The sequence below is a fragment of the Mesorhizobium sp. M1E.F.Ca.ET.045.02.1.1 genome, assembly GCF_003952485.1.
GTDB lineage: Bacteria > Pseudomonadota > Alphaproteobacteria > Rhizobiales > Rhizobiaceae > Mesorhizobium.
Window position 1 is genome coordinate 832,791 of sequence record NZ_CP034447.1, and the last position, 22,881, is coordinate 855,671.

22 protein-coding genes and 2 pseudogenes are annotated in these 22,881 nt (G+C 61.8%); 15 read left to right on the plus strand and 9 right to left on the minus strand.

The window, feature by feature from the left end; translation table 11 throughout:
* Nucleotides 1-239: 239 nt before the first annotated feature.
* From EJ070_RS37420 to EJ070_RS03970, 3 genes and pseudogenes are all read left to right on the plus strand, one after another.
* Nucleotides 240-362 (plus strand): hypothetical protein, encoded by a 123-nt coding sequence (locus EJ070_RS37420; protein WP_281059638.1) that lies wholly within the window; start codon nt 240-242, stop codon nt 360-362.
* A 64-nt stretch (nt 363-426) separates the two neighbouring features.
* Nucleotides 427-1,215 carry an exodeoxyribonuclease III gene (gene xth / locus EJ070_RS03955; protein WP_126090142.1) on the plus strand — a complete coding sequence of 263 codons (789 nt, stop codon included), beginning with the start codon at nt 427-429 and terminating at the stop codon, nt 1,213-1,215.
* 693 nt (nt 1,216-1,908) lie between these two features.
* Nucleotides 1,909-2,167 (plus strand): annotated as a pseudogene (locus EJ070_RS03970) (NmrA/HSCARG family protein); the annotation flags it as partial.
* 135 nt (nt 2,168-2,302) lie between these two features.
* On the opposite strand, the gene EJ070_RS03975 reads toward EJ070_RS03970, so the two are convergent.
* From EJ070_RS03975 to EJ070_RS03995, 5 genes are all read right to left on the minus strand, one after another.
* Nucleotides 2,303-3,352, minus strand: a complete 1,050-nt coding sequence (locus EJ070_RS03975) for an L-idonate 5-dehydrogenase (protein ID WP_126090144.1) — start codon at nt 3,350-3,352, stop codon at nt 2,303-2,305.
* Nucleotides 3,349-4,755, minus strand: coding sequence for a TRAP transporter large permease (locus EJ070_RS03980; RefSeq protein ID WP_126090145.1), 1,407 nt, complete (start codon nt 4,753-4,755; stop codon nt 3,349-3,351). Before EJ070_RS03980 ends, EJ070_RS03975 begins: the two co-directional genes overlap by 4 nt.
* 4 nt (nt 4,756-4,759) lie before the next feature.
* Nucleotides 4,760-5,326, minus strand: coding sequence for a TRAP transporter small permease (locus EJ070_RS03985; RefSeq protein ID WP_126090146.1), 567 nt, complete (start codon nt 5,324-5,326; stop codon nt 4,760-4,762).
* Nucleotides 5,327-5,409: 83 nt separating this feature from the next.
* The gene (locus tag EJ070_RS03990; protein WP_126090147.1) at nt 5,410-6,384 is read right to left on the minus strand and encodes a sialic acid TRAP transporter substrate-binding protein SiaP; all 975 of its coding nucleotides are present in this window, start codon (nt 6,382-6,384) and stop codon (nt 5,410-5,412) included.
* Nucleotides 6,385-6,428: 44 nt separating this feature from the next.
* On the minus strand, nt 6,429-7,175 hold the full coding sequence (locus EJ070_RS03995; protein ID WP_126090148.1) for a FadR/GntR family transcriptional regulator: 747 nt from the start codon (nt 7,173-7,175) through the stop codon (nt 6,429-6,431).
* Nucleotides 7,176-7,360: 185 nt separating this feature from the next.
* On the opposite strand from EJ070_RS03995, the pseudogene EJ070_RS36965 reads away from it, so the two are divergent.
* From EJ070_RS36965 to queE, 10 genes and pseudogenes are all read left to right on the plus strand, one after another.
* Nucleotides 7,361-7,723: pseudogene (locus EJ070_RS36965) on the plus strand (transposase); the annotation flags it as partial.
* 315 nt (nt 7,724-8,038) lie between these two features.
* Nucleotides 8,039-8,437 (plus strand): hypothetical protein, encoded by a 399-nt coding sequence (locus tag EJ070_RS04005; protein WP_126090149.1) that lies wholly within the window; start codon nt 8,039-8,041, stop codon nt 8,435-8,437.
* A gap of 112 nt (nt 8,438-8,549) precedes the next feature.
* Nucleotides 8,550-8,732 carry a hypothetical protein gene (locus tag EJ070_RS04010; RefSeq protein WP_126090150.1) on the plus strand — a complete coding sequence of 61 codons (183 nt, stop codon included), beginning with the start codon at nt 8,550-8,552 and terminating at the stop codon, nt 8,730-8,732.
* 1,332 nt (nt 8,733-10,064) lie between these two features.
* On the plus strand, nt 10,065-10,835 hold the full coding sequence (locus EJ070_RS04015; protein WP_210211983.1) for a transporter substrate-binding domain-containing protein: 771 nt from the start codon (nt 10,065-10,067) through the stop codon (nt 10,833-10,835).
* Nucleotides 10,836-10,848: 13 nt separating this feature from the next.
* Nucleotides 10,849-11,520 (plus strand): amino acid ABC transporter permease, encoded by a 672-nt coding sequence (locus EJ070_RS04020; protein ID WP_126090152.1) that lies wholly within the window; start codon nt 10,849-10,851, stop codon nt 11,518-11,520.
* Nucleotides 11,521-11,530: 10 nt separating this feature from the next.
* Nucleotides 11,531-12,190, plus strand: coding sequence for an amino acid ABC transporter permease (locus EJ070_RS04025; RefSeq protein ID WP_126090153.1), 660 nt, complete (start codon nt 11,531-11,533; stop codon nt 12,188-12,190).
* Complete coding sequence (locus EJ070_RS04030) at nt 12,168-12,893, plus strand: amino acid ABC transporter ATP-binding protein (RefSeq protein WP_126090154.1); 726 nt, start codon at nt 12,168-12,170, stop codon at nt 12,891-12,893. Before EJ070_RS04025 ends, EJ070_RS04030 begins: the two co-directional genes overlap by 23 nt.
* A 214-nt stretch (nt 12,894-13,107) precedes the next feature.
* A complete protein-coding gene (gene queC, locus EJ070_RS04035; RefSeq protein WP_126090155.1) occupies nt 13,108-13,818 on the plus strand; it encodes a 7-cyano-7-deazaguanine synthase QueC in 711 nt (236 codons plus the stop codon).
* Nucleotides 13,819-13,829: 11 nt separating this feature from the next.
* Nucleotides 13,830-14,186 (plus strand): 6-carboxytetrahydropterin synthase, encoded by a 357-nt coding sequence (locus EJ070_RS04040; protein ID WP_126090156.1) that lies wholly within the window; start codon nt 13,830-13,832, stop codon nt 14,184-14,186.
* A complete protein-coding gene (queE, locus tag EJ070_RS04045) occupies nt 14,183-14,914 on the plus strand; it encodes a 7-carboxy-7-deazaguanine synthase QueE (RefSeq protein WP_189350361.1) in 732 nt (243 codons plus the stop codon). Before EJ070_RS04040 ends, queE begins: the two co-directional genes overlap by 4 nt.
* A gap of 195 nt (nt 14,915-15,109) precedes the next feature.
* On the opposite strand, the gene EJ070_RS37425 is transcribed toward queE, so the two are convergent.
* Both EJ070_RS37425 and EJ070_RS04055 read right to left on the minus strand, forming a co-directional pair.
* Nucleotides 15,110-15,241, minus strand: coding sequence for a hypothetical protein (locus tag EJ070_RS37425; protein WP_281059639.1), 132 nt, complete (start codon nt 15,239-15,241; stop codon nt 15,110-15,112).
* A 26-nt stretch (nt 15,242-15,267) separates the two neighbouring features.
* Entirely contained in the window at nt 15,268-15,720 is a 453-nt protein-coding gene (locus EJ070_RS04055; protein ID WP_126090158.1) for a DUF4440 domain-containing protein, read from the minus strand.
* A gap of 1,017 nt (nt 15,721-16,737) precedes the next feature.
* Here EJ070_RS04055 and EJ070_RS04060 point away from each other — a divergent pair.
* Both EJ070_RS04060 and EJ070_RS04065 read left to right on the plus strand, forming a co-directional pair.
* The gene (locus tag EJ070_RS04060; protein ID WP_245464919.1) at nt 16,738-17,844 is read left to right on the plus strand and encodes an efflux RND transporter periplasmic adaptor subunit; all 1,107 of its coding nucleotides are present in this window, start codon (nt 16,738-16,740) and stop codon (nt 17,842-17,844) included.
* Nucleotides 17,841-21,044 carry a multidrug efflux RND transporter permease subunit gene (locus tag EJ070_RS04065; protein ID WP_126090160.1) on the plus strand — a complete coding sequence of 1,068 codons (3,204 nt, stop codon included), beginning with the start codon at nt 17,841-17,843 and terminating at the stop codon, nt 21,042-21,044. The genes EJ070_RS04060 and EJ070_RS04065 overlap by 4 nt, the downstream gene beginning before the upstream one ends.
* Before the next feature lie 249 nt (nt 21,045-21,293).
* Here EJ070_RS04065 and EJ070_RS04070 read toward each other — a convergent pair whose 3' ends face one another.
* Both EJ070_RS04070 and EJ070_RS04075 read right to left on the minus strand, forming a co-directional pair.
* Nucleotides 21,294-22,427, minus strand: a complete 1,134-nt coding sequence (locus tag EJ070_RS04070; RefSeq protein WP_126090161.1) for a substrate-binding protein — start codon at nt 22,425-22,427, stop codon at nt 21,294-21,296.
* Between the two features lie 92 nt (nt 22,428-22,519).
* Nucleotides 22,520-22,870, minus strand: a complete 351-nt coding sequence (locus EJ070_RS04075) for a hypothetical protein (RefSeq protein WP_245464810.1) — start codon at nt 22,868-22,870, stop codon at nt 22,520-22,522.
* Between the last annotated feature and the right edge of the window lie 11 nt (nt 22,871-22,881).

Below are 22,881 nucleotides of genomic sequence, written 5' to 3' on the forward strand. Positions count from 1 at the left end.
TGGCAGCACTGCTAACAAAGAACGCTGTGCAAGCCGTTTGGGTTCAAACCACACAGCGGCAAGGAATACAGACAGACGAAACCACGCAACGAGCGAAGCATGGGGAAACTTTCCATGCGCTCGACGGTTAATCCGGATCCAGAGAGGATCGATTCATGCCCAGACGAGCCGCGAAGGAACCGGGGACAGGCCGGCCCAAGAAGCCTCGTTCGCGTCCGCTGAAGGGCGAGGAGGCGGAAGTGAACCATATCGTGGAAACGCAAAACATATCGCCGGCGCAGGCGCGGGAGCTTGTGCGGCGCTACGGAACCGATTGGCGCAAGATTGAGGAGGCCGCCAAAACGTACAAGGAGAACAGCTAGGCAGCAAAGCCAAGTATCCCCAGGGACAGCTCGGAAAAATCATCGACTAAGATGATGTGACCGCATGACCACAATCGCGACCTTCAACGTAAACGGCGTCAACGGACGATTGCCGGTTCTCCTCAGATGGCTCGGCGAAACCCGGTACGACATTGTCTGCCTTCAGGAGCTCAAGACATCCGATGACAAATTTCCGGCCGATGCGATCAAGGAGGCGGGTTACGGCGCCATCTGGCACGGCCAGAAGTCTTACAACGGGGTAGCAATTCTAGCGCGAGGGAAAAAGCCGCTGGAGCGCAGGCGCGGTCTGCCCGGCGACCCAGACGATACGCACAGTCGCTACATCGAGGCCGAGGTCCACGGACTGGTGATCGGCTGCGTCTACCTGCCCAACGGCAATCCGGCGCCCGGCCCGAGATTCGACTACAAGCTCAGCTGGTTTCAGCGATTGATCAGCTATGCCCAGATACTGCTCAAGGAAGAGACGGTCCTCTGCGGCGACTACAACGTGGTGCCAACGCCAATCGATGCTGCGGTGCCGGCACGCTGGCTGGGCGATGCGGTATATTTCCCGCAGAGCCGTCAGGCCTACGCCGACATTCTGGAGATGGGGTGGACGGATGCGGTTCGGCACATCCACCCCGAGAAGGGCGTCTACACCTACTGGAACTTTTCCTACCGGGGCGGTTACGACCGGAGCTCCGGTCTGCGGATGGATCATCTTCTAGTCAGTCCCGCCCTTTCAAACAGGCTGCGCGGCGCCGGCGTCGATGTTGCGGTACGCGGTTGGGAAAAGCCAAGCGATCACGCGCCGGCATGGATCGAATTGATTTGGCCCGGGAAGAGCGAATAGAGCTCTTGGTCGAAAGCCGCAGGCTGCCGTGATCCGCCGCTGCAAACGCGTAGGCACCGCCTCTCATCCAACGACACACGCCGGTCCACAAGAGAATTCGATCGGCCGGTCCCTAGAGCGGCGATTTATGACCGAGCAATAGACGATGTCGCCCTGCTCGATCCGCACTGACGTCGGAGCAACCTTTTGATCACAAATCGGTTATAAAAAACGCGATGGGCAAAAAGAAGAAGAATGCGATCGAAAAGGCCGAAGGGGACGAACTTACGGCCGAAGCATACTACTATGCGCGTAAATGTGGCCTCACGCCGGATGAGGCCATGGAGATCATAAGAGGCTCCGACACACAGGGCCAAAAGCGCTCTCACAAGCAGTTGCGACCGGCTGTCCTCCACAAACATCAGCAACAGCCCTCGGTGCCCGGCCTGTCGGGTTAGTCGGAGGACTAGAGCATAACAGGCCGGGCCTTACCCCGGTGGCGGGGCAGAAATCTATCATGCGCTGTCTTCAGCGACTGGCACTAATAGTTTTAAGTTCTGCGATTGAAAGCCCGTCGTCCACCTCCACTTAGCCGGCCGCATGTCAGCCCTTTTTTGCATAGCCGGCGGTAACCTCGCCCTTGTGTGCGGCGAAGGCTGCCAGCACTTCCGCCTTCTCAGGCTTCGGAACCTTCGAGTGGTCCAGGGTCCGCCCGAGCGTTTCGATTTCGCTGGGGACGATCTGTCCGGCGAAGAGCAGGCGAAATTCCTGTCGCAAGCCATCGGCCGCCCGGTCACCTATCAAGAAATCCCGATAGAAGGGGCACGCCAGCAAACCGAGGATACGGCGCTCATGTTCGAATGGTTTGGCAAGACCGGCTGTCGATATCGCCGTATTGCACAGGAATTTTCCGGAGGTCCGCTGGGCGCGTGCTGACTGGAGCGTGCTCGAACGGACGTCTTCTGCCGCTTGAGGCCACGACGCGCATCTGCGAGGCTCGCGTGCCTCGGCCGCTCTTCATCAGCGCGGATGCGAGGAAGCGTTTTGTCCTGCAACGTCGCGGTCGAGCGGCCGGCCTCTTGCGCCGAGTGGCAGCTTCTCGCGGCTTTCAGTCGGCAGTAAGCACGACCTTGACGCTCCGGCTTCGATCGAGAGCAAGCCGGAAGGCTTCAGGCGCCGCCGCGAGCGGCCGCCTGGCGGTGATGAGACGCTCGACGTCGGCCTTGCCGGCGACGATGAGATCGACGGCCGTGCGGAATTCCTCGCCGAACCGGAACGTGCCCCTCAGATCGAGCTCCTTCGCCATGACCGTGTTGGCGGGAAGCGGAAGCTGACCGCCGGGCAGATTGCCGACCTGGACGATCGTGCCGCCCCGGCGCACGTTGCGGATCGCCGATACGAGCCCGGCCGCCGTCCCGGAAATCTCGAAGACGGTGTCGAACGGAGCCCGGCTCGCCGCCGCAGAAAGCTCGTCAGTGCCGCCGGAAATGTCGATGACGCGATCCGCGCCGAAGGTCTTGGCGAAAGCGAGCGGTGCGGCCGCGATATCTATCACGGTGATTCCGCCGGCGCCGGCGAGCCTGGCTGCCAGCATGGTGAGCAGGCCGATCGGCCCGGCGCCGAAGATCGCCACATGCGCGCCCTTCACATCGCCTGCCCGCGCCACCCCGTGCAGGCCGACGGCCAGCGGCTCGGCGAGCGCCGCGGCGGCGAAGGACACACCCGCCGGCACTTTCACGCATTGCGCCGCTGTCGCGTCGAACAGCTGCGCAAAGCCGCCCTGCATGTGCGGTGTCTTCGAGGCCGAGCCCATGAAGTAGATGTTGTCGCAGAGATTGGGACGGCCCTCGCGGCAGCGCGGACAGGACCCGCACCAGCGCGACGGATTGACGGCTACGTGGTCGCCGGCCTTCAGCCCCTCGGCTTCGCCATTGACCTCGATGACCTCGCCGGCGACCTCGTGGCCGAGGATCAGCGGCGAGGTGACGACGAAGTCGCCCGTCCGGGCATGGCGGAAATAGTGCAGGTCGGATCCGCAAATGCCGCCGGCCCCGAACCGCACGCGCACCATGCCGGGCGCCAGCGCGCTGAGCTCGCGTTGCGTGAGGCGCAGATCCCCGGGACCGAACAGCGTCGCCGCGACCGTGGTGGCGCTCACCGAACGAGCCCCATTTGTATCGGCAGCCACAAGGTGATCGCCGGCAGGAACGTGATCAGGATCAGCGCGACGAGCAGCGGCACGAGCCAGGGCAGGATCGCCATCGTCGTGTGTTCGACCGAGAGGCCTGCGACCCGCGAAAGCACGAACAGCACCATGCCGAGCGGCGGGTGCAAGAGGCCAACCATCAGGTTGAGCGTCATGATCAACCCGAAATGGACCGGGTCGATGCCGTAGACCGCGGCGACCGGAAGCAGGATCGGCACGAGGATGGTGATCGCCGCGATGGTGTCGAGGAAACATCCGACGAGCAGCATGAGGATGTTCACGAGGATGAGGAACACCCATTTGTTGTCGGTGAGCGCGAACACGAAGGTGGAGAAGGCCTGCGCGGCCTGACTGACCGTCAGCAGCCACGCGAAGATCGAGGCCGCGGTGACGATGAACAGGACGGATGCGGTCGTCTCGATCGTATCGAAGCTGGCTTTGGCCAGCGTCCTGAACGTCATCGAGCGATAGCGGACCAGGCCGAGGAAGAGCGACCAGATGACGGCGGCCATCGCCGCTTCCGTGGGCGTGAACCAGCCCATCGTCATGCCGCCGATCAGGATCACCGGCGTCATCAGCGCCATGACGGCCGAGAAGTCGAAATACCAGTCGGCCGCAATGAGAACCAGGAGCGACAGACCGACCGCGGCGTTGATGGAGAACCCCGTCTGCATGAGCAAATAAACCGCGACGGGAAAGCAGGACACCACCAGCACTTCGCCCGACGCGGCGGCCAATTGCCTCAATTCGAAAGGCGTGTCGGAGCCCCAGCCCCGTCGATGCGCGAAGATCGCGACGGTGATCATCATCAACGCGGTCATCACGACGCCGGGAAGGATGCCGGCCATGAACAGCGCGCCGATCGATACGTTCGCCATCATGCCATAGATCACGAAGGGCAGCGACGGCGGAAAGATCGGGCCGAGCGTCGCGGAAGCGGCGGTCACGCCGACCGCCGCCTCGACCGGATAGCCATGGTCCTTCATCGCCTTGATCTCGATCGTTCCGATGCCGGCGGCGTCCGCGAGCGCCGTTCCCGACATGCCGGAAAATATCACGGAGCCGATGATGTTGACCTGCGCCAGGCCGCCCTTCATCCAGCCGACGAGCGCCAGCGCGAAGCTGTAGATGCGGCCCGTCACGCCGGCGATGTTCATCAGATTGCCGGCCAGGATGAAGAAGGGGACGGCGAGCAGCGGAAAGCTCTCGACGCCGGCGATCATGCGCTGCGCGGTGATGATGTCGGGCGCGACGCCATAGATCACGAGGTAGAGCAGCGAGGCCGTCGCCATCGATACCGCCACCGGAGCGCCGACGAGCATGAGGACGAGAAAGGAGCCGATGAGAAGAAGCATGGGCCTAGATCCCGTCGAACGCCCCAGGGCGCTCCAGCACGGAATAGCCGCGTCTGACATTTCCCGCGAAGACCTGGATCGACCGGACGAGCATGAGGGCGAAAGCGGCGAGCACCGCGTAGAAAAAGACGTTACGCGGCAGGTCAATCGTGGTCATGCGTTCCCGGGCCACGATCGACACGTATCGCCACATCAGCACGCACATGTAACCGAAGAAGCCGATCCTGACGACGTCGACGAAGAGGGCGAGGAAGCGCCCGCCGGCCGCCGGCAGATAGTGGTAAAGCACGTCGACATGGATATGGCGCGACAGGCGCACGCACATTGCCGCGCCGAGGAAGACGACGACCACGAGAAAGTTGATCGCGACCTCCTCGGTCCAGGCAAGGCTGTTGTTCAAGACATAGCGGGTGAAGAACTGCAGGAAGACGCAGACCACCATGCCCCAGAAAGCGGCCAGCGTCACCCAATCCTCGATGGCATAACGGGACAGATCGACGGGCGCTGCCTCCTCCTCGAAGGAGTGGGCGAGTTCTTCGGCGGTGACCTGGGTGTGGACCTCTTGCGTCATCGGTACGGCTCCAGCGGAACGGGACTATTCTGGCTTCTGTCGGGAAAGGGCCCGGCGCCTGCCGCGCCGGGCCCTTGGGCTGGCTACTTGACGGCGCGGATCGCCTCCCAGTCCGCCTTGCGGTAGCCGAAGTCCTCGAACTTCACCTTCTCCATCACGGCGTTCTCGAAATCGGCCTTGTCGACTTCGGTCACCGTCAAGCCCTTGCCCTTGAAGAACTGGACGAGCTTCTGCTCGCGTTCGACGATCTTCTTGGTGGCCCGGGCGGCCGCCTCCTGCATGACCTCGGTGAAGATCGCCTTGTCCTCGTCCGAAAGCTGCGACCAGCGCGACTGCGAGACGATCGTGTTGAGATGATCGACGATGTGGCCGGTCAGCACGATGTTCTTCTGGACCTCGTAGAACTTCTTGGCTTCGATCGTGGTAAGCGGATTCTCCTGCGCCTCGACCGTGCCGTTCTGCAGCGCCAGATAAACTTCCGCGAAGGCGATTGGCGTGGTGTTGGCCCCGCAGGCCCGCGGCATGGCCAGATAGGCCGGCACGTCCGGAACGCGCATCTTCAGCCCCTGCATGTCGGAACACTTCTCAATCGGGCGGTTGGAGGTCGTCTGGCGCGTGCCGTAATAGGTGGTCGCGACGATGTGGTGGCCAGAGGCCTCCTCGTAGCCCTTCGTGAGTTGCTTGTAGATGTCGCTCTTGGTGTAGGCGAGCAAATGATCGGCATTGCGGAACGTGTAAGGGAAATAGGTCACGCCGATGGGCGGGTATTCGCGCGCGGCGAAACTGGAGCCCGAGATGATGATATCGACCGTGCCGAGCGTCAGGCCCTGATTGATGTCGGCTTCCTTGCCGAGCTGCGAGGCCGGGAAGACGTCGATCTTGTAACGGCCGTTGGTCCGCTTCTCTATCTCCTGCGCAGCCCACACGGATTCGGTGTGGAACGGTTCGGACGTTTCGTAGACATGCGCCCATTTCAACACGGTCTGCGCCGATGCAGCCGAGAACGGCAAGACGAGTGCGGCGATGGCGCCGAGAACTGCTGCGTATCGGAATTTCATGGCAAGATCTCCTCCCTGTGATGATCGTCCGAACTGCCGCCCGGTCATTCCGTGTGAATGATGGGCGGTTCCTTCTTCCCCGCCGTCTTCGCGACAGCGGACCCCTCGCCGAAATTGCGCGAAAACCTCTCTTGCGACAGCCGCAGATGGTGCCGCATGGCGGCCTTCGCTCCGCTGGCGTCGTGCACCGCGAGCGCGTCGCGCACCGCACGGTGCTCCTCCAAAGCCGCCTGCCAGGTGGTGCGATCCTCGAAATAGCTCGAAAGCCGCTCGAAATAGGGATTCATGCGCTGATCGAACAATTCGCCGACGACGCGCACGAGAACGGCATTGCCGAGGATGGCCGCAACGCCCGTATGGAACTCGCGGTCGAGTGAAATCGTGGTCCTGGTCGGGTGGCGCTGCCGGTCCATCCGCCCGAGCAGCTTGTCCAGGATGCGAATATGCTCGGCTTTCACATGCTGGGCGGCTTCCTCGGCAATTGCGCCTTCGATGAATTCGCGGGCCCGCAGAAGCTCAAACGGCCCTTCTCCGGCGCTCGGCATCGGAGCCGAGCGGGGCGGCTCGGTCACGTAAATTCCCGAGCCGACCCGAATGCGGACGCGGCCTTCGACTTCAAGCGCGATCAGCGCCTCGCGGATGGTCGGCCGCGAAATGCCCATGCGCTCGGCCAGCTCACGCTCGGTGGGAAGGCGATCACCGGCCGCGTATTCGCCGCTGTCGAACAATTGCCGAAGCTGATCGGCAACCTGCCGGTACAGCCGGCGCGGAACGATGGCTTCGATCGGCATCGATGCCCAACCTCCCAGACAATGTCCAAGCCAATATGAATCGGTAAATTGGCCTGACCAATTCAAAGTGTCGCAAAAGAGGTGGCGAGTCAACCGTAAGACCGTATGTCCGCCTCGGTGAGGTGGCTCACCCTACACTGCGTGTCCGAGGGGCCGAGCAGATCCTCACCACAGGAGGACGAGCCGTGGCGGACTATAGAGAAGCATTTGTCAGAATCGATGTTGCGAAGCTGAAGAACGACTATTGCGGAGGCGGTCCGGGAAGGAGAAGTTCGCTTCTTCGGTGAGGTCGACGCGTCGGTAGCCAGCATGCGGCGGGTCATTGGCCGGATCGCCAGCCGCTTTGATCACGTGCATTTCTGCTACGAGGCTAGGCCGACAGGATACGGCCTTTATCGCCTGATCCAGTCGCTCGGGCATGAATGCACCGTGGTTGCGCCGTTGTACCGAGGAAGCCAGACGATCGGGTGAAGACGAATCGCCGAGACGCCATTGCCCTTGCCCAGCTATTGCGCGCCGGCGAACTGACTGCGGTGTCGGTTCCCGAGCGAAACCACTGTCCGGAAATTAACGGAACCCCTGTCCGGCTTTTGCGAAATGCGCACGGAAAGCACCTTCATTCGCCATTTCCTGGATAAGCGGAAAATGCTGTTTGACGGCGAGGCCAGGCCGACGAGGTGCTGCCGGCACGATAGCGATGTGCCCCGCGACTTAGGCCGTTGGCCGCATTGCAATGGACCTTCCGGGCCGACGAGGTTGAGCGGAACCCAGGCACCTTCCTCCTGGCGCTTTTCGATTTGAGGAACCCCCGAGGAGTGGGGCCGTTTCCTCGTTAGGAACCAAGTCGCTATTGGGAGGTGCACATGTCTATACGAATAGCCATCGCGTCGGCGTTCATCTTAGCGATCGCTTCGCCGGCCTTTGCCAACTGCACACAGGAGTTGAAAGCACTCGAGCCAAATGTCATCACTGCCGAAACGGGCGCAGTCACTAACAAGTCGGGTATTCCGGCGACGAAGCACCAAGCCGAGGTCCTGGCCGGCAAGCAGCAGGGCGGCAATACTGAGGTCACTGGATCAACGGCGGGAGCTGTGAAGCCAACAACTCCTCATCAGGAGCAGGTGACTGGCAACCGCAGCGCCCAAAGCGCCGAACATCCCAGCGAACTGATGGCTGAAGCCCGTAAGATGGCCCAAGCTGGAGACGAACAAGGGTGCATGAAAAAACTGGCAGAACTCAAGGACGCTCTTGGCATTAAGTGACTGCCGACTCGATCAACATCGGTGCACCAATGGCCACGTGCCGCGGAGTGAGCCCAGGGCTCGCCGCGCACGAGTGCCTGTTTATACGGGCCAATCAGTCATGAGCTCTCAGATGATCGCAGCGGTTCACAAGCTGGCGTCCGTCGGTGGATGGCTTATGCTGATGATTTTGTCTGCCGTGCTGCTTGATAACCTTGAGATCTGCTGCGGTTACCTTGATAAAGCTTGGATTGAAGCCAGGCGCAAAGAAATCTTTCGCTCCCATCCGTCCGAATGTACGCATGAATGCGATTGAGGCTGTCCCCATCTTCCCCGCGAAAGTGTGAGGGGGCAGGCCTACAAAACGACGCGCCGCAGTAGTTTCCTCACGTCGCCACAAGTAAAATCGTCGAAGCCGGCATGGCGCCCGAGGCCATAAGATTCCGCCGCTGTGTGGGATTGCTGCGATCGTCACCGCTCTACTCCTACAATAAAATCGGTAACATAGCCGTGATTAGTTGTCAGGTGCCCCCTTGTAGCCGCACACACATAATATTTATAACATTTAGACAAGCCTAATTTTAGTTAGACTTTTCTGCTTACCCGGGATGGTATACAAGCTAACAGCCTTCGCCACAGGCAGCTCTGCCGCTCGACGCTTATCGACAAACCTTCGGCCGGAAGGCACACGCTATGATGTGATGGGCAGCTTGGCTTGTGGTGGGCGGATCCGGTGTCGCACAAACCACAGGCACCGTAGCACGAAGCTTCGCGCATTTATGTTAGGATGCTTAGCCCCTATATGGCGAATGAGGGTTGTGGATAGTAACGGCATATTCACCATACCAGGGCATCTTGATTGAAGGCGCTTCCGTCGCGCCTACCCTGAGCCTGCGTCATTGACGACGCACCCCCGCCGAATACCGGCGGCCGACGTTTTCATGTACCCCAACCGCCGCGCAGTCGCCTACCTAGGCTCAAGCGCTTTTCACGTAGCTGCTTCGCTAATCACAAACGAGCGGAATCTCGAGGTGAACCGGGCCTACTATTTACGAATGCTCTCTAGCTTGCGGGCCGGCGGTGCCTAGGTGTTTAGCATGCCTTCAACTCCGTTTATGCTATAGCGGAAGCCGTTCTGGCCGGGCTGGGTTGCTCTGTCTCGATGAAGCTCGTTATGGCCGCGGAATCCACCGTGAAGCCAGACGCCTGTCTGGCAATCGAATTCCAACACCAAAAAGTCTGAACATCGGAATTTTAAGTCCGAGTCTGACTCTGAGAACAGGCGGTTCCGAGCCTGTCCATAGGGCATGGCCGCCTTTCGGGAGATCACTTAGAGGCCTGATCGAGACAGCCCCGCTTGCGATGCCACGGCTCACAGTCAGGCGCAAAAATCTCGTCGGTCGGAAGTCCGAATGGCCCTAAAGCTTGCCCGAGCAGACTGATGGTGCACGCGGCACGCCAGCCGCCTGCACAATATTTAGGCCGCCTGCCTGCTGGGTGCATCGCAGGGTGATGGAGGCGATCCAAATCTATTGGGAAAGCCCGATTCGCGCTGATTTCGACGGTTTGGCACGGCTGTTGCTTGGCCCTGACGACCAATCGGTTTCGTTCAGTCAAAGAGGGAAAGATGAACCGTCGCAATCTGTGCATGCTGGCCTTCGCCGCCCTGGTTGGAATGGCCATGGCTCCGTCTCCGCGGGCGCGGGCTGACGCTTTGAGCAACATCGGCACGCGGGGCACCGTCCGCATTGCCGTCCCACAGGATTTCCCGCCCTTCGGCAGTGTCGGTGCCGACATGACACCGCAAGGCTACGATATTGATATGGCTAATTTGATCGGAGAAAAGCTCGGCGCCAGGGTCGAAATCGTCCCGGTCACCAGCGCCAACCGCATACCCTATCTTCAGACCAACAAGGTCGACCTAGTCATTTCGAGCCTCGGGAAGAACCCGGATCGCGAGAAGGTCATCGACTTCTCCAGCGCCTACGCCCCCTTCTACAACGGCGTGTTCGCCCCGGCAGATGTCGCGGTCGCCAAGGCCGAAGACCTCGCCGGCAAGACCGTCGGCGTCACCCGCGGCGCGATCGAAGACCTCGAACTGACCAAGGTCGCGCCCGCGAGCGCCGATATCAAGCGTTACGAGGACAACAACGGCACCATTTCCGCTTTTCTTTCAGGCCAGGTCGATGTGATCGCGACCGGCAATGTCGTCGCGGCCGCCATCATCGAAAAGAACCCGCCCAAGCGGCCCGAACTCAAATTCCTGATCAAGAACTCGCCTTGCTATATCGGCATGAACAAGCAAGAGCCGGCGTTGATGGCCAAGATCAACGGCATCATCGCCGCCGCCAAGTCCGACGGGACCCTCAATGCAATCTCCGAGAAATGGCTGAAGGTCGACCTGCCGGCGGATCTGTGATCCCCGGCTAATCATGAGCTCTCACTTCGATTTCGGCTGGCTGATCGATTATTTGCCGGTACTGCTCAAGGGTATCCGCATCACCGTGCAGCTCATCTTGATCGGCGCGACATTCGGCGTGGCGCTGGGCATTGCCTGCGCCTGGGTCCGCGCCCTCGGGCCGAGGTGGCTGAAACCCGTTGTCACGATCTATGTCGAACTGATCCGCAACACGCCCTTCCTCATCCAGCTGTTCTTCATCTTCTTCGGCTTGCCGTCGCTCGGCATCAAGATGTCGGAACTGACCGCTGCCAACCTCGCCATGATCGTGAACCTCGGCGCCTATAGCTGCGAGATCATCCGCGCCGGCATCCAGGCTACGCCGCGCGGCCAGTTCGAAGCCGGCGCCAGCCTCGCAATGAGCCCCTTCCAGACCTTCTGGCATGTGGTTCTGGTCCCGGCGCTGCAGCGCATCTGGCCGGCGTTGTCGTCGCAGGTCGTCATCGTCATGCTGGGTTCGGCCGTGGTTTCGCAGATCGCCGCCGAGGACCTGACCTTCGCCGCCAACTTCATCCAGTCGCGCACCTTCAGAGCCTTCGAAACCTACATCGTCTCGACCCTGATCTACCTGGCCCTTGCGATCCTCCTGCGCCAGCTACTGGCCGGCCTGGGCTGGATGCTGTTCCCGAGGAAGGCGTCACGATGAGACATGCGCCATGACCCAGTTCACCTTCTGGGACATCCTGCGCAACCTGCTGCTGGCCGCGCGCTGGACCGTTCTGCTGTCGCTGGTCTCCTTCATCGGTGGCGGCATCGTCGGCACGGCCCTGCTTTTTCTGCGCATCGGCGGCCGGCGTGAGACGCGGCTTCTGTCACGCGGCTATATCCAACTGTTCCAAGGCACGCCGCTCTTGATGCAGCTTTTTCTCGCCTTCTTCGGCCTTGGCCTGTTCGGTATCGACGTTCCCGCCTGGCTTGCCGCGACTGTCGCGCTCGTCCTGTGGACCGCCGCCTTCCTCGCCGAAATCTGGCGCGGTTGCGTCGAGAGCATCGGCAAAGGGCAATGGGAGGCATCAGCAAGCCTTGGCATGGGTTATCTCCAGCAGATGCGCTACGTCATCCTGCCGCAGGCGCTGAAAGTGGCGGTGCCGCCGACGGTCGGCTTTTCGGTACAGGTTGTGAAGGGCACTGCGCTCACCTCCATCATCGGTTTCGTCGAATTGTCGAAGGCCGGTTCGATCGTCACCAACGCCACGTTCCAGCCGTTCACGGTCTACGGCCTGGTCGCGCTCATATATTTTGCCTTGTGCTGGCCGCTGTCGAAATTGAGCCAGCTGCTGGAAAGGAAGCTCCATGTCGCTCATCGCAATCACTGAGGTGAAGAAGCGCTTCGGCGACAACGAGGTGCTGAAGGGTATTTCCATCGATATCGCTCCAGGCGAGGTCGTCGCCATCATCGGCAAGAGCGGCTCCGGCAAGTCGACGCTGCTGCGTTGCATCAACGGGCTCGAGACTATCGATGAAGGCTCGATCGTCGTCGCCGGCGTCCAGTTGCTGCCCGATGAGACACATCTCAAGGCCCTGCGCCTAAAGGTCGGCATGATCTTCCAGCAATTCAACCTGTTCCCGCATCTCACGGCTGGCGGCAATGTCATGCTGTCGCAGATGGTGGTGAAGAAGACGCCGAAAAAGAATGCCGAGGCGGTCGCGCGAAAGATGCTCGACCGCGTCGGCCTCGCCCACAAGTTCGACGCATTGCCGGACGAGCTTTCAGGCGGCCAGCAGCAGCGTGTGGCGATCGCCCGGGCGCTCGCCATGCAGCCGATCGCGCTGCTATGCGACGAGATCACTTCGGCGCTCGACCCCGAGCTCGTCGCCGAGGTGCTGGCCGTCGTCAAGGAACTGGCCGCGCAAGGCATGACGCTGGTGATGGTTACGCATGAGATGCGCTTCGCACGCGATGTCTGCTCGCGCGTCGTCTTCATGCATCAGGGTCGCGTCCACGAGATCGGTGCCCCCGGTGAGGTCTTCGCCAATCCCAGAACGCCGGAACTCAGGCAGTTCCTTGGAGCGAACTAGACGTCATGCAGATTGTCACGACGATCAGGCGGGCGATGCGACCGCGGCGCGCTCATTGACATCGGCACAACACTGGCTATTTGTAGCGCCGGAAAGTGGATGGAGCGTTCCGTCCGCTTCGCGGATGGCGCCCCTACCCGTGTGATCCGCTAAACGTCCATCGGCACGTGAGCCGATCCGGTCGCAGCCTACCCGGTAAAAACAAGGAAGCCTGGTGAAGACAATCGTTATCTGTTCCGGCGGATTGGATTCCGTCACGCTCGCCTACAAGGTCGCAGCCGAAAGAGCCCTCACCCGTCTCGTGTCGTTTGACTACGGCCAGCGCCATAAAAAGGAGCTGGACTTTGCGCGGATGTGCGCCTTGCGCCTCGGCGTGCCGCACGACGTGGTCGATATCACCGCGGTCGGACGCCTCCTGACGGGATCGGCGCTGACCAGCGGCGGCCCGGTCCCCGAGGGGCACTATGCGGAAGACAGCATGCGCGTCACTGTCGTACCCAATCGCAACGCGATCATGTTGGCGGTAGCCTTTGGTATAGCCGCGGCGGAACAGGCCGATGCCGTGGCGGCAGCGGTCCACGGCGGGGATCATTTCATCTATCCGGACTGCCGCCCGGCTTTCGTCGAAGCCTTCGAGGCCATGCAGCACCACGCGCTGCAGGGACTGGCGAGGATCGCCCTTTACGCACCGTTCTTGCAACTGAGCAAAGCCGACATTGTCAGTGAAGGCGCGCGCCTAGGCGTGCCCTTCGAGGAAACCTGGTCGTGTTACCAGGGCGGGGCTCATCATTGCGGTCGTTGCGGCACCTGCGTCGAGCGGCGCGAGGCCTTTCACCTCGCTGCTCAAAACGATCCAACATCTTACGAAGACCCGGATTACTGGATCGAAGCTTGCCAGGAATACCAGACAACGCAACGGCAATAGGGCGCGCAGTCATGTACACCATCGCCAAGCGGTTTGCCTTTTCGGCGTCACATGTGATCGGTGGCCTGCCGGCGGAGCACCCTTGCTCCCGGCTGCACGGCCACAACTACGAAGTCGAGATCGTGTTGCAATCGGCCGAGCTCGATCCGGTCGGCTTTGTCCGCGACTACCGCGAACTCTCGGAACTCAAGGCGCTCATCGACAACACCCTGGATCATCGCCACCTCAATGAGGTCCTCGGACATGATCGGACGACCAGCGAGGTCATTGCCAAGTGGATCTACGACTGGTGCAGTGAGCGATGGCCGGAGGTCGCGGCTATCCGCATCAGCGAGACCCCGAAAACATGGGCGGAATACCGTCCATGAAGGGGAGCATCCGCATCAGCGAAATCTTCGGTCCGACGGTCCAGGGAGAAGGTCCGCTGATCGGGCGTCCGACTGTGTTCGTACGCACGGGCGGTTGCGATTACCGCTGCCGCTGGTGCGATACGCTGTATGCGGTGCTGCCCGAGTTCCGTGAAGACTGGACGCTGATGACGCCAAACGCCATCCTGACGGAGGTGGAGCGGCTTTCGAACTCCGCGCGGGTGCTTGTGTCGCTGTCGGGTGGCAATCCCGCACTTCAGCCTTTGGCTCCGCTCATCGAACAGGGCCACCAGAAAGGCCACACCTTCGCTCTCGAGACCCAAGGCAGTGTCTCTCAGCCTTGGTTCGCTGCGCTCGACTGGCTCATTCTCAGCCCGAAGCCGCCATCTTCGGGGATGGTAACCGACTGGCCGGCCCTCGACGATTGCGCCGCGGCGGCAAGGAGCGGAACGCAATGCGTCGTTAAGGTGGCTGTGTTTGACGACAATGACTACGCGTTTGCCCAGTTCGTTGCGAAACGCTATCCAACCCTGCCGGTTTATCTGCAGGTCGGGAATCCTGCTCCGCTGATCACCCATGCGGGTCTAGGCAGCGAAGAGGCCGACTTCGACGATTTGATGCGGCGCTTCCGCTGGCTTGTCGACAAGGTCGCAGCGGACGGGTGGTTCACGGCAACGGTCCTGCCGCAGTTGCATGTGCTGGCCTGGGGCAACAGACGCGGCGTCTAGACTAGTGGATGCACCTTAAAAGTCATCCATGGCGGCCTTGGCTGCTAAGACCCCATAAACGGTGATTGCGACCACAATCGTCGCGAGCGCGAACCTGGCGGCTCGTCCCGCTGATGGTGCGTACGCAAGGATCGCGAACATGGTCGCGATACTGGCGAAAAAGATGATCGCATATGTCTGCGTCAGATGGGCAAGTCACGCGGCCGCCGCCGCCAGGTATTGATCAACGGTGAGTTTCGCCATGTGCTCCTCCGGCATGTGACCCGCTTGGGTACCGAGTTGCAAATGAACTCCACGAAATTGGCGAGGGTCTATGATCGTGATCATGAGGTGCCCGCCGTCCAATACTACGTTCATTTACCGGAATCGGAGTTCCATATGTCCCGGTAGAGCTTCCAGCTGCCGTCCTGCCCTTTCTTCCAGACCACCACATACTTCCCGGCGGCATCCACCAGCTTTGAATCCTTGCCCGGTGCCTTGAGGGAGAAAGTCCCGGACTCGAATGCAAAATCTCCACTTTCCTGGACCTCAAGCGTGGTGAGCGTGAGCTCCGATATGCCCATATCGATCGCGCCCTGCCATAGCTTTTGGATATTTTGGCGGCCGTCGACTCGCGCCATATCTGGCGGGAATGCGGCGGCATCATCCGCGTACTTCGACGCGACCCCAGCCGCATCCTTACTGTTGTACGCCTTCACGAATTCGGCATTAGCGGCTTCAATGGCTTCTTTCGCAGACTGGGCCTGGGCCGATCCGAGGCAAAGCGACGTGACAGCAACGACCAGCAGACAATGCTTGAAAGTCATTTCATCCTCCCGTGTTCCGGTCTCTTGTTATTCCCCGTTTGAGGTTATCATACTGACTTCTGGTGATCGCCCGGCCGCAAGACGATGACGTTCCATCTGGTCGCGGCATCGCTGTGCTGGCAGGCATTCCGGCGCATTCCCCGGTGACCGCATCGCCGTGACGGGCTGCAGCCGTGGCCATCACGCTTGCCAGCCTTGGCATCGTCGTGCACCGAAGGTGCCCCAAACGGTAATCGCAATCGTCATCACGCAGAGCACCGGACATGCCAAATGGCCCGTTGGGCTTTGCGCTGGACGATGCGACCTTAGGTTCTAGTTTAGCATTCACTAATATCCAAAGCAAACGCGAGGGGCACCGGCGCGATCCCATCCTTCACGACAATTGCTGCGGCAACAAACGATTGGCAACGACGTCAGAGCGACTAAGAAGCTCTTGCACGCTCAGGCTGAACGCCGCCGATAATGGAAGAGCGCTTCTTCGATAGTGGGTTTCGCGGTGTAGCGGTCCTCCGCTGCCATCCAATACAATCAACAACTTATCTGAAATCATCGGGCGCTACCGCCGTTCCCCCGACGCTCTAGGCATCATGCCATCAGGAGGTACAGACGGGTGGTTCGCTCAGATGGCGCCTCAGCAGCCATAGCTACGCGAATTGTCGAACGACCAAAGTGGGCCGGAAGCAGACGGTCCGGTTCTGGGACGAACTAGCCAGAAAGGTGCCATTCCGCTGGCGCCCCATCTTGGCGGCAACGAGGACGGGCGGCGGGGCAGCCACAGGGTGGACATTTCAGCCCACATGGAAAATGATCATGTTGCCATGCACAACACTGCAGTGCTCTGATCTCGACGACAAGCCTTAGCGTAGAAGCGGATCAACCGACCTCCGGGTCCAGCGAGCGGGGACGCAAATGGACACCCCAGGGAATGGGCAATTGCATCGCGACGCGGGCGGGCGACCCCGTCGATCGGCCGGCTGGCTTGCCCGCGCGGCCGTGTCGGCGGCATTCCTGCTCGGCATGGCGTTCAGCAGCACTGTGTTTGCGCAGGACCAGCAGCTACCCGTGGTTACGGTGGCCAAGCCGGTGGTGCGTGAAATCGTCGAAGACGACGAGTTCGTCGGGCGCTTCGACGCCGTCGACCAGGTCGCCATCCGTTCGCGCGTCAGCGGTTATCTTGACAAGGTCAGCTTCCAGGACGGCGCACTGGTCAACAAGGGCGACCTGCTCTTCACCATCGACCAGCGTCCGTACCAGGCGGCTTATGATGCCGCCAAATCGCAAGTGGACGTCGCCAAGAGTCTGCTCGAATTCTCCAAGATGCAGCTGGATCGCGCCGACGAACTCGCCAGGACCGGCAATATCTCAACAGCGACGGTCGACGACCGCCGCCGGGAATACCTTTCGGCGCAGGCGCAGATGCAGGGCGCGACGGCTGCGCTGACGACGGCCAGCCTGAACATGGAATTCACCGAGATCAAGGCGCCCTTGTCCGGCCGCATCGACCGCCGGCTGGTGTCGGTCGGCAACCTCGTGCAGCCGGATTCCACCTTGCTGACGACCATTGTCACGCGCGATCCGATCGACTTCTATTTCGACGTCGATGAGCGCCTGTATTTCAGCTACGCCCGCGACGCGAAGGCGCGTGGCGGCAGCATGCAGGAAGGCGCCGGCGGGCTCGATGTGGAGGTTCGTGTCGCCGACCGCGCGGAGGCGGTGTTCAAAGGCAGGCTCGATTTTGCCGAGAACCGGATCGACAACGCGACCGGCACCATGCGGGTGCGTGCGAAGTTTCCCAACGCCGACGGCATTCTCCAGCCAGGCATGTTCGGGCGCATCAACGTGCCGGGGTCGCTGCCGCATAGCGGCGTGCTGGTGCCCGACGAAGCGATCGGCGCCGATCAGGATCGCCGCATCGTGTTCTTGGTGGATGAGGCCGGGATGGTGTCGGCGAAGCCCGTGCGCACCGGCCCGCTTCTCGACGGCTACCGGGTGATCCGCTCGGGCCTGACCGGCAGCGAGACGATCATCGTCAACGGGCTGATGCACGCCAGGCCCGGCACCAAAGTGAAGGTCGAGATGGTGACGTTGCCGCCCAAGACCGAGACCGCCGGGTTGCAGCAATGAGGTTCGCACATTTCTTCGTCGACCGCCCAATCTTCGCATCGGTCGTTTCGATCGTCCTGCTGATCCTCGGCGGGATTGCCTATACCCAGCTGCCGGTTGCGCAATATCCCGAGATCGCGCCACCGACCATCGTCGTTCGCGCGCAGTATCCGGGCGCCGATGCCGAGACAGTCGCGGCGACCGTGGCAACGCCGATCGAGCAGGAGATCAACGGAGTCGAGGGCATGCTCTACATGTCGTCCTATTCTTCGGGCGACGGGGCGATGGCGCTGACCATCACCTTCAAGCTGGGCACCGATCTCGACAAGGCGCAAGTGCTGGTGCAGAACCGCGTGTCGGTCGCCGAGCCGCGCCTGCCCGAAGAAGCCCGCCGCCTCGGCATCACCACCACCAAGAGCTCGCCCGACCTGATGATGGTCGTGCACATGCTGTCGCCCGACAATACCTACGACCAGCTCTACGTCTCGAACTACGCCCGCTCGCGGGTGCGCGACATACTGCTCAGGCTCGACGGCATCGGCGACCTCATCATCTTCGGCGAACGCGAATATTCGCTGCGCATCTGGCTCGATCCGGAAAAACTGTCCGCCCTGGGGATGACCTCGGGCGATGTGGTGCAGGCGCTGCGCGACCAGAACGTCCAGGTGTCGGGCGGCTCGATCGGCGCGCCGCCGACCGGCACTGGCACGGCGTTTCAGTACACGGTCACCACGCAAGGCCGCTTCAACGACGCACGCGACTTCCGATACGTGATCGTCAAATCGACCGACGACGGCCGCCTGATCTCGCTGCAGGACGTGGCGCGCATCGAGCTCGGCGCCAAGGACTACGTCACCAACTCCTATCTCAACGGCAAACCGGCGGTGGCGCTCGCCATCTTCCAGCGGCCGGGCACCAATGCGCTCGCCGCAGCCGCGGAGATCCAGGACAAGATGAAGGAGCTCTCCCGCGACTTCCCGAAGGGGCTGAGCTACGACATCGTCTACAATCCGACCGAGTTCGTCGCCGAGTCGATCCATGAGGTCTACAAGACGATCCTCGAGGCGATGCTGCTGGTCATCATCGTCATCATCGTCTTCCTGCAATCGTGGCGCATGGCGATCGTGCCGATCGTGGCGATCCCCGTGTCGCTGATCGGAACGCTGGCTGTGCTTTACGCCGCCGGCTTCTCGCTCAACATGCTGACGCTGTTCGGCCTCGTTCTGGCGATCGGCATCGTCGTCGACGATGCGATCGTCGTGGTCGAGAACGTCGAGCGCAATATCGCCAATGGGCTGGCGCCCAATCCGGCGTCGCACCTGACCATGGACGAAGTCGGAACGGCCGTCATCGCGATCTCGCTGGTCCTGATAGCCGTGTTCGTACCGACAGCCTTCATCCCCGGCATTTCTGGGCAGTTCTACCTGCAGTTTGCGATCACCATCGCGGTGTCGACGGCGATCTCGGCATTCAATTCGCTGACGCTTTCGCCGGCGCTGGCCGCACTGCTGTTCAAGCCGCACCACGCCGCGGCGGCGCCGCCGCGCTTTTTCCTGGCGCGGTTCGGACGGGCGCTCGCCGACGGCTTCAATCGCGGCTTCGACAGGGTCGCCCATTGGTATTCGAGCATCATTCGCGTGCTGGTCGGCTCGTGGATGACGATCGCCGCCATGCTGGCCGTTTTCGCGGCCCTCATCTACGCCACCGTCTACATGGTGCAGACGGTGCCGCGCGGTTTCATTCCGTCGCTCGACCAGGGCTATGCGATCGTCGTCGTCCAGCTGCCGGACGGCGCCTCGCTGTCGAGGACCGATGCGGTCATCCAGCAGGCGTCGCAGATCATCCAGAAAACGCCAGGCGTCGACTACGCAGTCGCCTTCGCCGGCTTCTCCGGCGCGACCTTCACCAACGCCAGCAACCAGGGCGTGATCTTCGCCAGATTCAAGCCGTTCGACGAGCGGCTGAAGGCCGGCCAGTCGGCGACCAAGGTCATCGGCAATCTGTTCGGCAGCCTGCAAAGCATCAAGGAAGCCTTCATTATCGCACTGCCGCCGCCGCCGATCCGCGGCGTCGGCAATGCCGGTGGTTTCAAGCTGCAGATCCAGGAGCGCAACAGCGCTGACATGCGGCAGATCCTGGCGCTTGCCTACGAAATCGCCGGCAAGGCCAACAAGACACCGGGGCTGACGGGCGTGTTCACCACGTTCTCCGCGTCGAGCCCGCAATTCTTCCTGGCGATCGATCGCGACAAGGCGCGCATCCTGAACGTGCCGATCCCCAACATCTTTGAGACGCTGTCGATCAATTTGGGCACCGCCTACGTCAACGACTTCAACGCTTTCGGGCGCGTCTACCAGGTGCGGGCGCAGGCCGACCAGGCGTTCCGCCTCGATCGCGCCGACATCTTGAAACTGAAGGTGCGCTCGGCGACCGGCGCGCTGGTTCCGCTCGGCACGTTGATCGAGATCCGCGACGTCACCGGCCCGGCGCTGGTCCAGCGCTACAACATGTACGTCTCGGTGCCGCTGCAGGGCAACGCCGCGCCCGGCGTTTCCACGGGCCACGCGCTGGCATTGATGGAAGGGATCACGGCAAAGACGCTGCCGGCGGGTACCTCCTATGAATGGACCGAGCTCGCCTATCAGGAGCGCAACACCGGCAATGCCGCTGTCTATATCTTCGGGCTGTCGGTGCTGTTCGTGTTCCTGGCGCTGGCGGCGCAATATGAAAGCTGGGTGCTGCCGTTCGCCATTGTGCTGGTGGTGCCGCTCGGCGTGCTCGCGGCGTTGCTGGGCGTGACTTTCCGAGGGCTGGACAACAACATCCTCGTGCAGATCGGCCTCATCGTGCTGATCGGGCTTGCCGCCAAGAACGCGATCCTGATCGTCGAATTCGCGCGGCAGGCGCAGGAACGCGGCCTGTCGGCCGCCGAGGCTGCCGTCGAAGCCTGCCGGCTCAGGCTGCGGCCGATCCTGATGACCGCCTTCTCGTTCATCCTCGGCGTCGTGCCGCTGATGATCGCAACGGGGCCGGGCGCAGAAATGCGCCAGTCGCTCGGCACCGCGGTGTTCTCCGGCATGCTCGGCGTCACCTTCGTCGGCCTGTTCCTGACGCCGGTGTTCTACGTCACGCTCAGGTCGCTGTTTTCACGGCGCAAACCCCGTGCCGAGGCCGGGCCTTCGGGGCCGGCAGAGGCGCCATCGGAGACGGCTGCCGAGTAGCGCAACCGCGACCTCCGGAGTCCTCGCTTGCGATGTCTGCTTTCAGGACGCGGCAGCTGATCTCTGCGGCCGAAATGGGGCCGGTAGCAGACGGTTCGGTTCGGTCACGAATCAGCCAGAAGGTGCCATTCAGCTGGCGATCCCCATTTTGGCGCAACGTCGTTGCTGGCCGTTGCGAGAAGGTGGATGGCGCGGGCATCATCTAGCCACCCTCGCCGATTGGAAGAACAGTAATCGAGGTCTCGCAGTTTACCCCCCATTGCTCAGTTGCAATTTTTCGGTAAGCACGCGCTCGTTGGGATCGATCGGGCCCAAGTTGTTCACCACCCGGAATCGACCGCCCTGTGCCTGTGCAATGTACATATTCATTCGAACATGATGCTGGCCGGGAACCATCTCCGCCGGGCCGCCCGGTCCCTCGCTGACCCGAGCGTGATCGAGCGCCCGGATAACCGCGTCGCGCTCGACCGTGCCGGCCTCGTTCACCGCCGCTTCCCACATCCTGATCGCCCGGAAGTGGCCGGTGCAGCCGCTGCCCGCAGTCAGCATCGCGCTACCGGGGAACCGGTCGCTGTAGCGCCGCAGGAGCGCGCGGCCAAACGGATCGTCGAGTTCCTGATAGTAGTCGAGGCAGCTGTAGAGGCCCTCGATCTGCTCGGGCGGCACCAGATTGAAGAAATTCTCGTCGAAGTACGTGCAGATGATCTTGCCTCCGCTTTTGCCAAAGCCGGCCCTGTGCAGTTCTTCAAGGAACGGCGTCAGACCCGGCGGGACAATCGTATTGAAGACCACGTCGGCCCCGCTCGCCATGATCTGCCGCACCGTCCGTTGGAAATCGACGGTGTCGAGCGGAAAATACTCTTCGCCAACGATCTCGCCGCCATTGGCGCGCACCACCCGGCTCGCCGCCTTGTTCAAGAGGTGGGGCCAAATATAGTCGGCCGACGGCAAATAGAACCTCTTCGCCCCGGTGCTCTTCATCAGCCATGGGATCAGCGGTTCCACCTGCTGCGCGGGCACCGGACCCGTGCAGAAGATCAAGGGATCGTTTTCCTGTCCCTCGTACTGCTCGGTGTAGATGTAGAGCGTCCGGCCCCGCGTGACCGCCTCGCTCTTGATGGCCAGGCGGGTCGAGCTGTAGATGCCGCCGACGACCAGGTCGACCTTGTCGACGTCGATCAGTTTGGCAGTCCTTACCTTGGCGACGCTGTCGGTGGTCTCGCCGTCCTCGACTATGAGCTCCACGGGCCGGCCGAGGAGGCCGCCTTTGGCGTTGATGTCGTCAACGAGCATGGTGGTGAGGTTCGCGTTGGCGATGCCCATGAAGGACAACGGGCCGGTGAGTTCGGCGACAAGGCCGATCTTGATGGGTTTCTGATCCATTTGATTCTCCGATTCTGGGTTTTCTTCGGTTCTGCTTCCAAGGTGTTTCCGGGGCGCCGCTGCCGGACGGCAGGCGGCGCGCGGCGCGGAGGTCAGGCGTCGTAGTGGCCGAGCAGCAGTGCCGCCTGCGGCTTGCCGACATGGCCGGCTTCCTGCAGGATCGCGGGGACCTCCGGATCCGACACGAAATTCCTCCAGCCCTCCGCATCCCAGTCGAAGATCGCCCACACGCGGTCGGGCTCGCTGGGGTCGCGGAACACGGTTGCGCCGTTCGAGCCGTGCAGCCGGCGCTTGTCGGCGCCCTTGGTCGAAAAGATACGGATGAAGCGGTCGACGTCCGCCACCTTCGTCGTTGCAAGCAGCATTGGATTGCCCTCCTGTCGGTCGCGGCCACCATTGGTCGTCGACACGATCACGATGCGCGCCTCGCGGCGGGCGCACATGGGGTGTATTC

Coding starts and splice junctions, on each gene's coding strand:
- EJ070_RS04040 (WP_126090156.1), top strand. CDS start 13,830: ATGTACACCATCGCCAAGCGGTTTGCCTTTTCGGCGTCACATGTGATC.
- EJ070_RS04075 (WP_245464810.1), bottom strand. CDS start 22,870: ATGTGCGCCCGCCGCGAGGCGCGCATCGTGATCGTGTCGACGACCAAT.
- EJ070_RS04005 (WP_126090149.1), top strand. CDS start 8,039: ATGTCTATACGAATAGCCATCGCGTCGGCGTTCATCTTAGCGATCGCT.
- EJ070_RS03985 (WP_126090146.1), bottom strand. CDS start 5,326: ATGACGCAAGAGGTCCACACCCAGGTCACCGCCGAAGAACTCGCCCAC.
- EJ070_RS04070 (WP_126090161.1), bottom strand. CDS start 22,427: ATGGATCAGAAACCCATCAAGATCGGCCTTGTCGCCGAACTCACCGGC.
- EJ070_RS04015 (WP_210211983.1), top strand. CDS start 10,065: ATGCTGGCCTTCGCCGCCCTGGTTGGAATGGCCATGGCTCCGTCTCCG.
- EJ070_RS04010 (WP_126090150.1), top strand. CDS start 8,550: ATGATCGCAGCGGTTCACAAGCTGGCGTCCGTCGGTGGATGGCTTATG.
- EJ070_RS04030 (WP_126090154.1), top strand. CDS start 12,168: ATGTCGCTCATCGCAATCACTGAGGTGAAGAAGCGCTTCGGCGACAAC.
- EJ070_RS03980 (WP_126090145.1), bottom strand. CDS start 4,755: ATGCTTCTTCTCATCGGCTCCTTTCTCGTCCTCATGCTCGTCGGCGCT.
- EJ070_RS03995 (WP_126090148.1), bottom strand. CDS start 7,175: ATGCCGATCGAAGCCATCGTTCCGCGCCGGCTGTACCGGCAGGTTGCC.
- EJ070_RS04065 (WP_126090160.1), top strand. CDS start 17,841: ATGAGGTTCGCACATTTCTTCGTCGACCGCCCAATCTTCGCATCGGTC.
- EJ070_RS37425 (WP_281059639.1), bottom strand. CDS start 15,241: ATGATCACGATCATAGACCCTCGCCAATTTCGTGGAGTTCATTTGCAA.
- queE (WP_189350361.1), top strand. CDS start 14,183: ATGAAGGGGAGCATCCGCATCAGCGAAATCTTCGGTCCGACGGTCCAG.
- EJ070_RS04055 (WP_126090158.1), bottom strand. CDS start 15,720: ATGACTTTCAAGCATTGTCTGCTGGTCGTTGCTGTCACGTCGCTTTGC.
- xth (WP_126090142.1), top strand. CDS start 427: ATGACCACAATCGCGACCTTCAACGTAAACGGCGTCAACGGACGATTG.
- EJ070_RS04060 (WP_245464919.1), top strand. CDS start 16,738: ATGGCGTTCAGCAGCACTGTGTTTGCGCAGGACCAGCAGCTACCCGTG.
- EJ070_RS04020 (WP_126090152.1), top strand. CDS start 10,849: ATGAGCTCTCACTTCGATTTCGGCTGGCTGATCGATTATTTGCCGGTA.
- EJ070_RS04025 (WP_126090153.1), top strand. CDS start 11,531: ATGACCCAGTTCACCTTCTGGGACATCCTGCGCAACCTGCTGCTGGCC.
- EJ070_RS03990 (WP_126090147.1), bottom strand. CDS start 6,384: ATGAAATTCCGATACGCAGCAGTTCTCGGCGCCATCGCCGCACTCGTC.